The sequence below is a fragment of the Vibrio sp. SCSIO 43155 genome (assembly GCF_023716605.1).
GTDB lineage: Bacteria > Pseudomonadota > Gammaproteobacteria > Enterobacterales > Vibrionaceae > Vibrio > Vibrio harveyi.
Genome location: NZ_CP071852.1, coordinates 3,011,859 through 3,027,586, shown reverse-complemented (window position 1 = coordinate 3,027,586; position 15,728 = coordinate 3,011,859). Strand labels below are relative to the sequence as shown.

Annotated in this window: 15 protein-coding genes; 6 read left to right on the top strand and 9 right to left on the bottom strand. The window is 45.1% G+C overall.

Annotation, left to right across the window (positions count from 1 at the left end; genetic code table 11):
• Positions 1–57 precede the first annotated feature (57 nt).
• From gshB to metK, 6 genes are all read right to left on the bottom strand, one after another.
• Complete coding sequence (gene gshB / locus J4N44_RS14360; RefSeq protein WP_005449741.1) at positions 58–1,008, bottom strand: glutathione synthase; 951 nt, start codon at positions 1,006–1,008, stop codon at positions 58–60.
• Between the two features lie 14 nt (positions 1,009–1,022).
• Positions 1,023–1,754 (bottom strand): 16S rRNA (uracil(1498)-N(3))-methyltransferase, encoded by a 732-nt coding sequence (gene rsmE, locus J4N44_RS14355; protein WP_252044582.1) that lies wholly within the window; start codon positions 1,752–1,754, stop codon positions 1,023–1,025.
• A 146-nt stretch (positions 1,755–1,900) separates the two neighbouring features.
• Complete coding sequence (gene endA, locus J4N44_RS14350) at positions 1,901–2,596, bottom strand: deoxyribonuclease I (protein WP_005449743.1); 696 nt, start codon at positions 2,594–2,596, stop codon at positions 1,901–1,903.
• Between the two features lie 151 nt (positions 2,597–2,747).
• Entirely contained in the window at positions 2,748–3,245 is a 498-nt protein-coding gene (locus J4N44_RS14345; protein WP_009697583.1) for a SprT family zinc-dependent metalloprotease, read from the bottom strand.
• Positions 3,246–3,312: 67 nt separating this feature from the next.
• Positions 3,313–4,110, bottom strand: coding sequence for a DUF2189 domain-containing protein (locus tag J4N44_RS14340; protein WP_005449746.1), 798 nt, complete (start codon positions 4,108–4,110; stop codon positions 3,313–3,315).
• Between the two features lie 283 nt (positions 4,111–4,393).
• Positions 4,394–5,548: a methionine adenosyltransferase gene (metK, locus tag J4N44_RS14335; protein WP_005449748.1), complete on the bottom strand. Its 1,155-nt coding sequence runs from the start codon at positions 5,546–5,548 to the stop codon at positions 4,394–4,396.
• Between the two features lie 369 nt (positions 5,549–5,917).
• Between metK and tkt the strand changes: the two genes are divergently transcribed.
• Entirely contained in the window at positions 5,918–7,927 is a 2,010-nt protein-coding gene (gene tkt / locus J4N44_RS14330; protein ID WP_047512970.1) for a transketolase, read from the top strand.
• Between the two features lie 50 nt (positions 7,928–7,977).
• Here the strand turns inward: tkt and J4N44_RS14325 are convergent, their stop codons facing one another.
• Positions 7,978–8,214 carry a hypothetical protein gene (locus J4N44_RS14325; RefSeq protein WP_252044581.1) on the bottom strand — a complete coding sequence of 79 codons (237 nt, stop codon included), beginning with the start codon at positions 8,212–8,214 and terminating at the stop codon, positions 7,978–7,980.
• Between the two features lie 198 nt (positions 8,215–8,412).
• On the opposite strand from J4N44_RS14325, the gene epd reads away from it, so the two are divergent.
• The 4 genes from epd (at position 8,413) to mscS (ending at position 13,319) form a co-directional block, all read left to right on the top strand.
• Positions 8,413–9,450: an erythrose-4-phosphate dehydrogenase gene (gene epd, locus J4N44_RS14320; RefSeq protein ID WP_252044580.1), complete on the top strand. Its 1,038-nt coding sequence runs from the start codon at positions 8,413–8,415 to the stop codon at positions 9,448–9,450.
• 153 nt (positions 9,451–9,603) lie between these two features.
• Positions 9,604–10,764, top strand: coding sequence for a phosphoglycerate kinase (locus J4N44_RS14315; protein WP_005436484.1), 1,161 nt, complete (start codon positions 9,604–9,606; stop codon positions 10,762–10,764).
• Between the two features lie 155 nt (positions 10,765–10,919).
• A complete protein-coding gene (gene fbaA, locus J4N44_RS14310; RefSeq protein WP_005449757.1) occupies positions 10,920–11,996 on the top strand; it encodes a class II fructose-bisphosphate aldolase in 1,077 nt (358 codons plus the stop codon).
• A gap of 456 nt (positions 11,997–12,452) precedes the next feature.
• The gene (gene mscS, locus J4N44_RS14305) at positions 12,453–13,319 is read left to right on the top strand and encodes a small-conductance mechanosensitive channel MscS (protein WP_005436480.1); all 867 of its coding nucleotides are present in this window, start codon (positions 12,453–12,455) and stop codon (positions 13,317–13,319) included.
• 62 nt (positions 13,320–13,381) lie between these two features.
• Here the strand turns inward: mscS and J4N44_RS14300 are convergent, their stop codons facing one another.
• Positions 13,382–13,864 (bottom strand): YbaK/EbsC family protein, encoded by a 483-nt coding sequence (locus tag J4N44_RS14300; RefSeq protein WP_029790316.1) that lies wholly within the window; start codon positions 13,862–13,864, stop codon positions 13,382–13,384.
• Between the two features lie 25 nt (positions 13,865–13,889).
• The gene (locus tag J4N44_RS14295) at positions 13,890–14,519 is read right to left on the bottom strand and encodes a LysE/ArgO family amino acid transporter (RefSeq protein WP_017189102.1); all 630 of its coding nucleotides are present in this window, start codon (positions 14,517–14,519) and stop codon (positions 13,890–13,892) included.
• Between the two features lie 141 nt (positions 14,520–14,660).
• Here J4N44_RS14295 and J4N44_RS14290 point away from each other — a divergent pair, with 141 nt between their 5' ends.
• Positions 14,661–15,557 carry a LysR family transcriptional regulator ArgP gene (locus J4N44_RS14290; RefSeq protein WP_005449760.1) on the top strand — a complete coding sequence of 299 codons (897 nt, stop codon included), beginning with the start codon at positions 14,661–14,663 and terminating at the stop codon, positions 15,555–15,557.
• Positions 15,558–15,728 lie beyond the last annotated feature (171 nt).

Below are 15,728 nucleotides of genomic sequence, written 5' to 3'. Positions count from 1 at the left end.
CATGAGTTTGCTTAAGTTAATCCACAACGCTCTTATTTAACTGTAATACAGTTTGAGTTATTCGCCTTTCACTCGGCGCTCAATCGCGTCCATTAGCTTGCCTGTGATTGAAATATCAAAAGCCGCTTCAATTTCACGAATACAGGTTGGGCTCGTTACGTTGATTTCCGTTAGCTTGTCGCCAATCACATCAAGACCCACAAAGATAAGACCTTTTTCTTTTAGGGTCGGTGCAACCGCTTGAGCTATCTTCATATCAGTTTCGCTAAGTGGGCGAGCTTCACCTGTGCCGCCTGCCGCTAGGTTACCACGTGTTTCACCTTTTGCAGGGATACGAGCAAGGCAGTAAGGCATTGGCTCACCATCAACCACTAGGATGCGCTTGTCACCATTGCTGATATCTGGCACGAAGGTTTGCGCCATCGCGTAGTTTTGACCATGGTTTGTTAGTGTCTCGATGATAACTGATACGTTTGGATCGTTCTCTTTCACGCGGAAGATAGATGCGCCGCCCATGCCATCAAGTGGTTTTAGGATCACATCACCGTGTTCTTCACGGAAGGCTTTAATCTTCTCAGCTTTACGCGTCACAATAGTGGTTGGTGTTAGCTCTGGGAACCAAGCTGTGAAAAGTTTCTCGTTACAGTCACGTAGGCTTTGTGGCTTGTTAACGATCAGTGCGCCTTGCTCTTCAGCGCGCTCAAGGATGTAAGTTGCGTAGATGTACTCTGTGTCGAACGGAGGATCCTTACGCATTAGCACAGCGTCAAGTTCAGACAGTTCAATGGTCTGCTCTGATTTGAATTCGTACCAACCCGTTGGATCTTCTTTTAACTCAACCACTTTGGTGTCTGCGATTGCTTTACCTTGGTCTAGGTGCAGATCATTCATTTCCATGTAGTGGATTTCGTAGCCGCGGCGTTGCGCTTCAAGCATCATGGCAAAGCTAGAGTCTTTCTTGATGTTAATGGACGAGATTGGGTCCATTACGATACCGAGTTTGATCATTATTTTTCTCCGTTTTAACCAAGATCGCCGAAACGAACTTGTAAGGCTGTAATTGCTGTCAGAGCCGCTGTTTCGGTACGCAGAACACGAGGGCCGAGTAGCGTCTCTTCAAATTGATATTCGCGAGTCATGTCGATCTCGTCAGAAGATAGACCGCCTTCAGGACCAATTAATAGACGAACTTTTTCAACAGGTGTTGGCAAGGTGTTGATTGAGTACTTCGCACGTGGATGCAGGTTAAGCTTCAAGCCGTCGTACTCTTCTTGGCACCACTCTTCTAAGCTCATGATAGGGCGAATTTCAGGTACTATGTTGCGACCGCACTGTTCACACGCACTGATCGCAATCTTCTGCCACTGAGCTAGCTTCTTCTCGAAACGTTTTTGGTCTAATTTCACGCCACAACGCTCAGAGAGCAGCGGTGTAATTGTATTCACGCCAAGTTCTACTGATTTTTGGATGGTGAACTCCATCTTATCGCCACGCGAAATGACCTGACCAAGGTGAAGGTCAAGCGGTGACTCAATGTTGCTTTCTACGCGTTCAGAGATCTCAACCATCACATTCTTTTTGCTGACTTCGCTGATGACAGCTGGGAATTCAGCACCGCTGCCGTCAAATAATAGGACTTCTTGACCTTCTTTCATGCGAAGCACACGACCAATGTGACCTGCTGCATCGTCGCTTAGAGCAATGATGCCAAGTTGTTGAATGGTTTCTGGATGATAAATTCGAGGGATACGCATAGTGTTTCGATTTCCTGCATACGCGAGTGTTTAGACACTAACATGGATGCTTTCTACCGAAAAAACAAGGGGCAAGAGGCGTTTCCATTCCAGTAAATGACAACGCCTCGAATAGTGGAGGTGTACTGCGGTAATTACGGGAAGAATTACAGTGCGCGACAAGCCTCTTGAACGAATGGGTTGTGGTTGCCTTGAATCTTGGCAATGCGTTCATCACGCTCACATTCCCACTTATCTACAGGGTAGGTTTTGTTCCAAGCACTCATCAATTGAGTCTGCTGCTTCGAAAGTTTAAAACCGTATTCTTTGCTCATGTACAGATAAGTACGCGCAATTGAGCCGCGTGCGCGATCGGGTGGCATGACTTTACGCTGCTTAAAGTTCACTTGCATTTCACAACGACCGTAGCTGACGCCATCCATGCCATTCCACTGACTGAAGTTGTAGTTAGAGCGGTCACCGTTTACCTCTCCGATAGCCGGAGTTAGGTTGTGGAGATCGGCTTCCATAGATTTGAAGACTTTGTCGTTTCTTGTGCAGTTTTTGCGTCCACCATTTTGCCAACATTGACGCTGGTGGCCGAACTGCCATGCAGGAACCACGTGCTCCCACTCGATGCGAGATGCGCGTTTTTCTTGCTTGCGAACTTGATAGCCACAAGAAGAGAGATCCGGCACGCCCTTTTTGCCTTGCCATTTAATGTCACAACCACAGTAGAAGCTGGTTGGGTGATCGGCGTAGATTTTTACCGCTTCACGCTTAGCGGCGGAAAAAGAGCTTGGAGGCGCAGCAATCGCTGTACTAGAAAGCGCAAATAGGAATAGAGAGAACAGGTATTTCATGATTAAAGTCTTTATAAAGTATGACTTTATTCATTCTAACACGCATAAATTAGCTTTAGTGATGAGTAACCTGACAATAGTGAGTAAAAAGCAGCAATTTGAGTGCGTATGTCTCTATTTTTTGAAGGCTAAAGGAGTAAAAGGATGGGCGTTACGAGAGCTGAATACCAGTAAAGTTCAGCGGTTGGCGACATTTTTGGCAAGAATACATCGCTTCTTTGCGCTGCACTTTGTTGTGACGACGAATTGAAAGTGGGTAAGTCATACAAGCACAGCGGTATTCAAAAGTTTTACCTTGCACAGAAGCCACATCAAAGCTGTGAGTGGTTTTAGCTGGAACTTTAAATACCGCTTCCATCACGCCTTGCCACTCTTTTCCGTGAGGTCGAACGCGACCGTACACTTGATAAGTAATGAGATGCGCGACTTCATGTGGAATCACTTCTTCAAGAAAAGCTTGAGGATTTTCTTTAAAGAGCTTCGGATTCAATCTAACTTCATTCGACTGCAAGTAGGCTTTGCCGGCTGCTTTACCACGAACATTGAAAGCCAGAGAAGGGATGATAAAAGAACGTTTGAATGCTTGCTCTGCCATCGCGATGCAATCTGCCATCACTTGTTTGGCTTTGTAGCTCAGTTCTATATCCACAACTCACTCCGTTTATTCAATAAAAAAGCCCCCGCGTTTGCGAGGGCTGGATCATAGCATCAGTTTTCTAAGGTGTGTGTTTTTTCTTAATTGTCGCGTGGTACGCATGCCATGTGCCGTAACCTAGGATTGGCATGGTGAAGAGCATACCAATACCGTACGTCGCGAAGCCGATTAAGATACCACCACAAATTATGGCTGCCCATACGATCATCGCAGGGATGTTGGATTTCACGGCGTTAAAGCTGGTGAAAACGGCAGTCATCATATCGACGCGACGTTCCATCATGAGTGGAATTGAGAAAGCTGAAATGCTAAATACCACGCAAGCCAAGACAAAACCTACTAGCGAACCAATAACTAAGAAAGGCAAGAACTCAGTCAGTGGAGCGCCTTGTACAGAAGGGTATAGAGCATGGAGCAGGGCAGCAATTCGCATCCAGAAAATCATACATACCGCGAGCATCACAGCAAATGCCCACTGAGAGCTAGAGTTGCGTCCAATGGCTTTCATTGAATGGAATAAGCTTGGTTTGTGTCCGCGTTCTCTCTCCCAACTTGCATCATATAAGCCGAGGGCTAAGAATGGCCCGATTAACATGTAAACAATCAGGCTTGGCATCACGACAAGATGCGTACCTTGCCATTGAACCAGAAGCACGATACCAATCGCAGCTGCCATAAAGCAGATGCCGTAGAAGGCGCTGATGAGCGGCATGCGGACAAAGTCATGCAGACCCAACGCGAGCCAATGGAATGGTGCCGATAAGCTAACGGTATTGCACGGAATGGTTCTGGCGTATTCATTATCTGGAACTTCCTTTCGTTTACCTTGGAAGTCAGATGGGTTCACGGTACGAGGCATAACTCCTCCTTGATTTATTCCCACGGTGGCACCTAGGCCATATAAAGATGTTTGGCTGACGTTTTTCATGACTCTATTAGCCACGTGAGCCTGCATCATAGTTCTTTACTTTATATACATCGAAAAGTGCATTTAACATTATGTTAACTATTGGCAGAGATGGGGCAATTTACAAATAATTGCTGAATTTTTGTTCAAGAGAAGACATGAGAAGGAGAAGAAGGGGCAGAAACAAAAAGCCCCCGCCAGAGGCGAGGGCTTTATCGATTCTTGCGTGGCTCGATTACTTGATGCCTGCGAAATCGCGTAGGATAGCTGCTTTATCCGTTGCTTCCCATGGGAACTCTTCGCGACCGAAGTGACCGTATGCTGCCGTCTGCTTGTAGATAGGTTGAAGCAGGTTAAGCATTTCTTGTAGACCGTATGGACGTAGGTCGAAGTGTTGACGAACCGCTTCAATAATGATTTCGTGTGATACTTTCTCAGTACCGAACGTTTCAACCATGATAGACGTTGGATCAGCAACACCGATAGCGTATGAAAGTTGGATTTCACAACGGTCAGCCATGCCAGCTGCTACGATGTTTTTCGCTACGTAACGTGCTGCGTAAGCTGCGCTGCGGTCTACTTTCGATGGATCTTTACCAGAGAACGCACCACCACCGTGACGAGCTGCGCCGCCGTATGTATCTACGATGATTTTACGACCAGTTAGACCACAGTCACCCATTGGGCCACCGATAACGAAACGACCGGTTGGGTTGATGAAGAAGTTCGTGTCTTTAGTGATCCACTCTGAAGGCAATACTGGCTTGATAATCTCTTCCATTACCGCTTCACGTAGGTCAGGTGTTGTTACTGAATCACAGTGTTGAGTTGAAAGAACAACAGCATCGATACCAACAATCTTACCTTGGTCGTATTGGAAAGTTACTTGAGATTTCGCATCTGGGCGAAGGAAATCTAGTTTACCGCTCTTACGAACTTCAGCTTGTTTTTGAACAAGGCGGTGAGAGTAAGTAATTGGAGCTGGCATTAGAATTTCAGTTTCGTTTGTAGCGTAACCAAACATGATGCCTTGGTCACCTGCGCCTTGCTCTTTAGGGTCTGCTTTATCAACACCTTGGTTGATGTCTGGAGACTGCTTACCGATGGTGTTTAGAACCGCACACGAGTTCGCATCAAAGCCCATATCAGAGTGAACGTAACCAATTTCACGAACAGTTTCACGAGTGATTTCTTCGATATCAACCCATGCAGAAGTCGTTACTTCACCACCAACCATAACCATGCCGGTTTTAACGTAAGTCTCACAAGCAACACGTGCTTTCGGGTCTTGCTCAAGAATTGCATCAAGAACTGCGTCAGAGATTTGGTCTGCGATTTTATCTGGATGACCTTCTGATACCGACTCAGAAGTGAACAGGTGCTTAGCCATGATAGCTCCAATCTTAAGGTTTACTCATGGCTAACTAACGCAAGCTTGCCACGAAAAATACAATACAGTTTGTAGGTGTTTCTACATCTAGACGTCTATTTTAATTTCCCACAGTCGAATTACAAGCTCTTTTTCGATTTGAATTCGCCTAGCTTATTTCCCAATCGTTTGCTTTTGATGGGGTGAATTTCTAATAAATTACCTATTAAGTGCGAAAAGATTGAGTTAAAACCGCAAAAATGGTGAGTAAAACGTTTGCAGTCGGATTTTGGCTTTGAGAGAATGTTGTCCGCACTTTTTATGCCCAGTTTACTCGGTTAATGTGCCCACATTCCTTTATCAATTCGCTTAATGCACTCAGGAGCAGACATGTCTTCTCGTAACGTTCTTTCAAACAAAGAGCTCGCAAATGCAATCCGCGCTCTTAGCATGGATGGTGTTCAACAAGCTAACTCTGGCCACCCAGGCGCACCTATGGGTATGGCTGATATCGCTGAAGTTCTTTGGCGTTCTCACCTAAACCACAACCCAGCTAACCCAGAGTGGGCTGACCGCGACCGTTTCGTACTGTCTAACGGTCACGGCTCTATGCTGATTTACTCTCTACTGCACCTGAGCGGTTACGAGCTATCTATCGACGATCTTAAGAACTTCCGTCAGCTTCACTCTAAGACTCCTGGTCACCCAGAGTACGGCTACGCACCTGGTATCGAGACTACAACGGGTCCTCTAGGTCAAGGCATCACTAACGCTGTTGGTATGGCGATGGCTGAGAAAGCACTAGCGGCTCAGTTCAACAAAGAAGGCCACGACATCGTTGACCACTTCACTTACGTGTTTATGGGCGATGGCTGTCTGATGGAAGGTATCTCGCACGAGGCATGTTCTCTTGCTGGTACGCTAGGTCTTGGCAAACTGATCGCATTCTGGGATGACAACGGCATCTCTATCGATGGTCACGTTGAAGGTTGGTTCTCTGACGACACGCCTAAGCGTTTTGAATCTTACGGCTGGCACGTAATCCCTGCTGTAGATGGTCATGACTCTGAAGCGATTAACGCAGCAATCATCGCTGCGAAAGCAGATCCACGCCCTACACTTATCTGTACTAAAACTATCATCGGTTTTGGTTCTCCAAACAAATCTGGTTCTCACGACTGTCACGGTGCGCCACTAGGTGCTGAAGAAATCGCAGCAGCGCGTGAATTCCTAGGTTGGGAACACCCAGCATTTGAAATCCCTGCGGACGTATACGCTGAGTGGGATGCTAAAGCGGCAGGTTCTGAGAAAGAAGCGGCTTGGAACGCGAAGTTCGAAGCATATGCAGCGGCTTACCCTGCAGAAGCAGCAGAGCTTAAGCGTCGTCTAAATGGCGAACTTCCTGCGCAGTGGGAAGAGAAAGCAAATCAAATCATTGCAGACCTTCAAGCAAACCCTGCGAACATCGCATCACGCAAAGCATCTCAAAACGCACTAGAAGCGTTTGGTCAAATGCTTCCAGAATTCATGGGCGGCTCTGCTGACCTAGCGCCTTCTAACCTAACTATGTGGTCTGGTTCTAAGTCTCTAGAAGCGAACGACTTCTCTGGTAACTACATCCACTACGGTGTACGTGAATTTGGTATGACAGCGATCATGAACGGTATCGCACTACACGGCGGTTTTGTTCCTTACGGTGCAACATTCCTAATGTTCATGGAATACGCTCGTAACGCTATGCGTATGGCTGCTTTGATGAAAGTTCAGAACATCCAAGTTTACACGCATGACTCTATCGGTCTTGGCGAAGATGGTCCAACTCACCAACCAGTTGAGCAAATCGCGTCTCTACGTCTGACTCCAAACATGAGCACATGGCGTCCATGTGACCAAGTTGAGTCTGCAGTTGCATGGAAACTGGCGATTGAACGTAAAGATGCACCATCTGCACTTATCTTCTCTCGTCAAAACCTTGCACAACAAGAGCGTACGGCTGAGCAAGTAGCGGACATCGCGAAAGGTGCTTACATCCTGAAAGACAGTGATGGCAAGCCTGAGCTAATCCTAATCGCAACTGGTTCTGAAGTTGAACTAGCAGTGAAAGCGGCTGAGCAACTAACCGCTGAAGGTAAGAAAGTGCGCGTTGTTTCAATGCCATCAACAGATGCATTCGACAAGCAAGACGCAGCTTACCGTGAATCAGTACTGCCATCAGACGTAACTGCACGTATCGCTGTAGAAGCTGGCATTGCAGACTTCTGGTACAAGTACGTTGGTTTCGACGGTCGTATCATCGGTATGACAACATTCGGTGAATCTGCACCGGCTGACCAACTGTTCGAAATGTTTGGTTTCACTGTAGAAAACGTAGTGAACACAGCAAAAGAACTATTAGCGTAATTTAGCGCTAGAAATGAAAAACCGAGCATTAGGGCTCGGTTTTTTTGTGCCTATTCAAATTCGTTTCCCCAGTTATCCTTCTCTTTGTGTCCACATTCCTTACAAGTGACATAACGATCCATATCGTAATAGTGACCGCCGTTTATCAGGGTATGAGCCCAAAGTTTTAAGGTTCCAAGAATCGATTTATCCGTATCGTAACTGCTTGGTTTACGGACCTGCACCTCTGAGTGTGGTGTTTCTCTATTGCATCGCTTGCAAAAGTGAGCAGTGGGAAAACCTGACATACGCATTTCCTTTTGGTGGTCAAAAAGGAGTTAAAATGCCAAGCGAAACATGCGATGTCAGAAATCAATATATTAGTGAAATGAATATTTCGGGAAGTGAAAAGATAGTTTACCGCGAGGGAGATCACTTACTTAATGCGTTCAGTCTTCGTATCAGGTACTATCTGTGACACGAATTTTTGGTGAGGCGAAGGATAAATGCTAAAAGTTGCGATCAATGGATTTGGACGTATCGGTCGTAATGTACTGCGAGCAGTATACGAGAGCGGTAAGCACCAGCAGATCAAGGTTGTTGCAGTTAATGAACTGGCTCAACCAGAAGCGATGGCACATCTTCTTCAGTATGATACTAGTCATGGTCGCTTCGGAAAGAAAATCTCGCATGACCAAGAACACCTCTACGTTCACCACGACAGTGGCGAATACGATCCAATTAGAATCCTCCACCTTGCTGAAATCGAACTTTTGCCATGGCGTGACTTAGAAGTCGATATCGTACTGGATTGTACTGGCGTCTTCGGCTCACAAGCTGACGGACAAGCCCATATTGAAGCGGGGGCTCATAAAGTTCTGTTCTCACACCCTGGCGCAAGCGATCTCGATAACACCATTATCTATGGTGTGAACCACGAAACTCTCAAAGACGAACACCGCGTGGTGTCGAATGGCTCATGCACCACCAACTGTATTGTCCCTATCATCAAAGTTTTGGATGAGGCGTTCGGCATAGAGTCGGGTACTATCACAACGATTCACTCTTCAATGAACGATCAGCAGGTTATCGACGCTTATCACAATGATTTACGTCGCACTCGTGCTGCCTGTCAATCGATTATTCCGGTGGACACTAAGTTGCATAAAGGAATTGAAAGAATCTTCCCGAAATTTTCTAACAAATTTGAAGCAATTTCGGTTCGAGTTCCAACAGTTAACGTCACTGCGATGGATTTAAGTGTCACAATTAGTACAAATGTGAAAGTTAATGACGTAAATCAAACCATTGTTAACGCATCTCAGTGTACATTACGTGACATTGTTGACTATACTGAATCGCCACTCGTTTCCATCGACTTTAATCACGATCCCCATAGTGCAATTGTGGATGGAACTCAGACAAGAGTGAGTAACGGGCAACTCGTAAAAATGCTCGTTTGGTGCGATAACGAATGGGGCTTTGCTAACCGGATGCTGGATACCGCTTTAGCAATGCAAGCTTCTTCACAGGTGGAGCAATAAGAGTGAATAAGCGATGGAGAAAATTTTTATTTCAAGCCTTGAAATAAATCTGACGTATCTCCATATCAATAACCAGTTTGAAGAATTAACGGGCTTGGCAGGATTGCCGAGTTTTTAAAAACTTTAATTATTTAATATTTGAGAGGACACATCATGTCTGTAATCAAGATGACTGACCTGGATCTTGCAGGTAAACGTGTATTTATCCGTGCTGACCTAAACGTGCCAGTAAAAGACGGTAAAGTAACTTCAGATGCACGTATCATCGCATCTCTTCCAACTATCAAGCACTGTCTAGAAGCTGGTGCTAAAGTTATGGTTACTTCTCACCTAGGTCGCCCAACTGAAGGTGAATACGCAGAAGAGTTCTCTCTACAACCAGTAGTTAACTACCTAAACGACGCACTAGACTGCGAAGTTAAACTAGCGAAAGACTACCTAAACGGTCTAGAGCTAAACGCTGGTGAACTAGTCGTTCTTGAAAACGTTCGCTTTAACAAAGGCGAGAAGAAAAACGAAGAAGAACTATCTAAGCAGTACGCTTCTCTATGTGACATCTTCGTAATGGACGCATTCGGTACAGCTCACCGTGCACAAGCATCTACTCACGGTGTTGGTATGCACGCAGACGTAGCATGTGCTGGTCCTCTACTAGCAAACGAACTAGAAGCACTAGGTAAAGCAATGGACAAGCCTGCTCGTCCAATGGTTGCTATCGTAGGTGGTTCAAAAGTTTCTACTAAGCTAACTGTTCTTGAGTCTCTATCTAAAATCGCTGACCAACTAGTTGTTGGCGGTGGTATTGCTAACACATTCATCGCAGCTGCTGGTCACAACGTTGGTAAGTCGCTATACGAAGCAGACCTAGTTGAAACAGCGAAGAAGCTAATGGACGAGTGTGCAATTCCAGTAGCAACTGACGTTGCATGTGCGAAAGCATTCGATGAGAACGCAGAAGCTGAAATCAAGCACGTTTCTGAAGTACAAGACGACGACATGATCTTCGACCTTGGTCCAGATTCAACTGCTGAACTAGCAGAAATCCTTAAGAACGCTAAGACTATCCTTTGGAACGGTCCAGTAGGCGTATTCGAATTCAAGAACTTCGAAGCAGGTACTAAAGGTATCTCTGAAGCTATCGCAGCTTCTGAAGGTTTCTCTGTTGCAGGTGGTGGTGACACGCTAGCAGCTATCGACAAGTTCGGTATCAAAGCTGACGTATCTTACATCTCTACTGGCGGCGGCGCTTTCCTTGAGTTTGTAGAAGGTAAAGTACTTCCAGCAGTTGAAATGCTAGAAGCACGCGCTAAGTAATAATCGCAAAGCGGGGGAGTCATCTCCCGCTTTCTTGTTTGCTGCAACGAGAGTGGAACTCTGCTAGAATAGCCTCAGTTGTGAGCAAACGTTTGCAAGATTTTTCAATTTAACAAGTTTTGTTTAAAAAACGACAGATAAATAGGATTACATCCATGTCTAAGATCTTCGACTTCGTAAAACCAGGTGTTATCTCTGGCGATGACGTTCAGAAAGTATTTGAAGTAGCAAAAGAAAACAAATTTGCTCTTCCTGCAGTAAACGTTGTTGGTACTGATTCTGTAAACGCAGTACTAGAAGCAGCTGCAAAAGTTAAAGCTCCAGTTGTTGTTCAGTTCTCTAACGGCGGTGCTGGTTTCTTCGCTGGTAAAGGCGTGAAACTTGAAGGTCAAGGTGCTCAAATCCTTGGTGCTGTAGCTGGTGCTAAATACGTTCACACTGTAGCTGAAGCTTACGGTGTGCCAGTAATCCTACACACTGACCACGCTGCTAAGAAACTTCTTCCATGGATCGACGGTCTACTAGACGCTGGTGAAGAGTTCTTCGCTCAAACTGGTAAACCTCTATTCTCTTCTCACATGCTAGACCTTTCTGAAGAGTCTCTAGAAGAAAACATCGAAACATGTGCTAAGTACCTAGAGCGCATGGCTAAGATGAACATGACAATCGAGATCGAACTTGGTTGTACTGGTGGTGAAGAAGATGGCGTTGATAACTCTCACATGGACGCATCTGAGCTATACACTTCTCCAGAAGACGTTGCTTACGCATACGAGAAACTAAGCGCTGTTTCACACCGCTTCACTATCGCAGCTTCTTTCGGTAACGTACACGGCGTTTACAAGCCAGGTAACGTTGTTCTAACTCCAACTATCCTACGTGACTCTCAAGCATACTGTGCAGAGAAGTTCGGTATCGCACCAAACGCTCTAAACTTCGTATTCCACGGTGGTTCTGGTTCTACTGAAGCAGAAATCCAAGAGTCTATCGGCTACGGTGTTATCAAAATGAACATCGATACTGATACACAGTGGGCAACTTGGGATGGTATCCGTCAGTACGAAGCTGACAACCACGATTACCTACAAGGTCAAATCGGTAACCCAACTGGCGAAGACGCTCCAAACAAGAAGTACTACGATCCACGCGTATGGCTACGTGCTGGTCAAGCTTCAATGGTAGCTCGCCTAGAGAAAGCATTTGCTGACCTAAACGCAGTAGACGTACTATAATTCGTCTCAACTGAGTTTCTAAAAACCCGCTCTTAGAGCGGGTTTTTTTATGTCTAAACAATGAGACAAATCCTATTCTTCCTCTGCGTGCAATTGATAACTTAGTCAGCTGCTATATGATCGCCTCACTTCATATCCCTTCATGTTGGTACAAATTTCGAAACTCAGCGCATTTCCGCATCAAGTGGCAGAAAACCAAGTAAAAAGTGTGGCGGAATGTAAATCCATTGCGTACTCTGTAACATGCCGGTATCAGAAAATTCTGATAAAGCTTTGTTTTGTAGGTCTTTGCTAAACTCTGACTTTGCAAAATTTCAGTTTTGAGATATTGTGCCAAAAATCTGACACTGTTCAGGAAAACAATAGGGATGTTGTTGTGAATAAGAACCTATAAAAAACAAGGTTCATAAATTAACGGCAATTAGATTTAATATCTTTATTTTGAGGATACGAATTATGGCAGGTGAATCGATGGGTATCGATACCTCTTTAACAGATGGTTTGAGCAAAGCTGAAACATGGCTAAATAACAACTCAGATCTTCTTATTCAATACGGTGTGAACATCATTTCTGCATTGCTGATCCTATTTATCGGTAACATTATCGTTAAAGCGGTAGCAAACAGCGTTTCAAAAGTGCTTGAAAAGAAAAAGATGGACAAAGCTGTTGTTGAATTCGTCAATGGTTTAGTTCGTTACCTTCTATTCGTTATCGTACTTATCGCGGCACTAGGTCGTGTCGGTGTTCAAACTGCATCTGTAGTTGCGGTAATCGGTGCGGCAGGTCTTGCTGTTGGTCTTGCTCTACAAGGTTCACTATCTAACTTCGCTGCGGGCGTACTGATTGTTGCATTCCGTCCATTCAAGTCTGGTGACTACGTAGAAATTGGCGGTGTAGCGGGTAGTGTTGAAGCAATTCAAATCTTCCAAACTGTACTAAAAACACCTGACAACAAAATGGTTGTTGTACCGAACTCATCAGTTATCGGTGGTGCAATCACTAACTACTCTCGCCACGCTACGCGTCGTGTAGACCTAGTTATCGGTGTTTCTTACAGCGCTGACCTTAAACAAACTAAGCAAGTTATCCGTGATGTGCTAGAAAAAGATGAGCGTATCCTTAAAGATCCAGCGATCCAAATTGGTGTGCTGGCTCTAGCTGACTCTTCAGTAAACTTTGTGGTTCGCCCATGGTGTAAAACAGCGGATTACTGGGATGTTTACTTCGATTCTACTCAAGCAATCAAAGAAGCGTTAGACGAAGCAGGCATCGAAATACCATTCCCACAAATGGATGTTCACTTGAACAAAGTAGAAGCTTAATCACTTCGATTGAGAACATGAAAAGCGAGGTGTTTGCCTCGCTTTTTTTATCTCTAGGGCTTTTATATTTCTAATAAAGTATTACTGCCGGCTCGGAGTAGTCGCTTGAGTTCTTTGCCTGCAAAACCGAAAGTCGATTCGGGTAAACCCGGGGTATAGAGCAATTCTTCATGTTGATAAAGTGCAGTATCCACAATGATAGTGACATGCTCTGGTAACCCTATCGGACAAACCGCACCGGGTACGCAGCCTAGTTGTTCGATCATTTCATCATCACTACAAATTGAAGGTCGTTTGCCGGTAATGGTTTTGATTTGTTTAGAGTCTAAACGCGAGTCTTTGTCGGTCAAGTATATGGCGTAACCTAACCCTTTCAGTTTGAGAAAAAGGCTCTTGGTGTGAGTGCCTGTCCAGCCGAGTTCAGCGGCAACTTTGATATCGGTTTCAAAGTCGAGAATGGCTTCATGCTGCCATTCTCGAAAGGGGATGGAGAGCGCACTAAACCGCTCTCGATTGAGTTGGTAGATTTTCTGCAGTGACTCCATGTCGTATTTCTTTCCTATTTTTTCTTTACCAGTATTGTGTGATTAGCTCATTTGCGAGAGCAAAAGCGATAGTAAACATCATAACGGCAACCGCAATATCGATGCCTTTTTTCACTTTTGGTTTTGAGAGCGTCGGACCTAATTTCGCCGCACCTAATGACAGCGTGTAGAACCACGCAAATGATGCCATGATGGTTCCCATTGCAAATGCGATGCGATCGTTGCCTTCGAACTGACCACCGATGGATCCCAAGATCACCACAGTATCCAAGTATAGGTGTGGGTTCAAAACGGTGACGGCAAGTGCGCCAAGAATTACAGTGCGACGACCGCGTGCGACCACTTCACTTTTTGACTCCGATGCATCAGATGGTTTGAATGCGCTCTTTAGTGACAGCAAACCGTAAACGCTCAAGAAAGCGATACCACCTAATGTCACCGATGTCAGTAGGATTTCATTTTGCGACAGGATCGCACCGCCACCGAAAATACCGAGCGAAATGAAGATCATATCTAGGATGCTACAGATAGTCGCAGTCGTCAGGTGATGTTGACGCTTAATACCTTGGTTAAGGACGTACGCATTCTGCGCACCGATTGGAATGATCATCGTCGCACCTAAACCGAATCCTTGTAATAACACCCAAAAGCTCACAACACACCTCAAAAATTAGCAATAGAACAACAGAGAAATGGAAGATATAGCTTTTATTGAAATAAGTATAATTAATGATTTTAATATATTATTAGTGTTACTTATCTTGCGTGTTTGGCGTTTGTTAGGGAGGAAAAGCACGTGCGAGGATTGGATTATAAATGGATAGAAGCTTTAGATGCCGTCGTGCATCAAGGCAGTTTTGACAGAGCAGCAGAACACTTATTTGTTTCACAATCAGCTATTTCCCAGCGAATTAAACAGCTCGAAAAGTATCTTGCTCAACCTGTGCTTATCCGTGAGCAACCACCAAAGCCGACACCGATTGGTAAGAAGTTACTTGGACTATATCGCCGCGTTAGACTTCTTGAGCATGAAATCCTCCCTGAACTGAAGAACGACACTACCACTCGCCCTGTACAACTCTCCTTGGCGACGAATGCAGATAGCCTCGCAACATGGTTGTTACCTGCGCTGCAGGATGTAATGAAGCATCGCCAAGTGGAGCTTAAGTTAACCATCTACGGTGAATCGCGCTCAATTGAAAAGCTAAGAAGTGGTGAGGTTGCAGGGGCTATCAGTTTGGAATCTCAAGCCATCCCGGGCTGTCGTGCCGACTATCTCGGTCGCATCGATTATGTCTGTGTCGCCAACCCAGAATTTTATCAACGCTATTTCTCTGAAGGGGTTAACAATCAAACACTCGCGAAAGCGCCGGCGGTGTCTTACGACCAATATGATGATCTGCATAAGAAGTTTTTGACTGAACATTTCAACGTAAGACCTGACAGTGTCATTCATCACAATATTAGTAGCTCAGAAGCTTTCCTCAAGATGGCGTTAGCAGGTGTGGCTTATTGTTTGATTCCTCGATTACAGATCACCGATGAATTAGAAAATGGTAAGTTGATTGATATTACGCCGGGTTTTTTGATGTCCTATCGAATTTACTGGCACCACTGGCAGTTAGAAACGGGGGTTCTTCAAGAAATCTCACAAGCGATTATTGGTTACGCTCAACAACATTTACCGCAATAAGTTCCCAGTTGGCTCGCGTTTTAAGTTGAAATTACTGTGAAGTAACACAGTCAAAGTTGTGTTAGAAGTCGCGTAGGGCGCTTGGATAATTGACAGAAGTTTCTATGATGAGTCTATATACACTCCAGTTCATTGGTGTCTCTCCTCGTTGAAGCTAGGATACCAACTCAG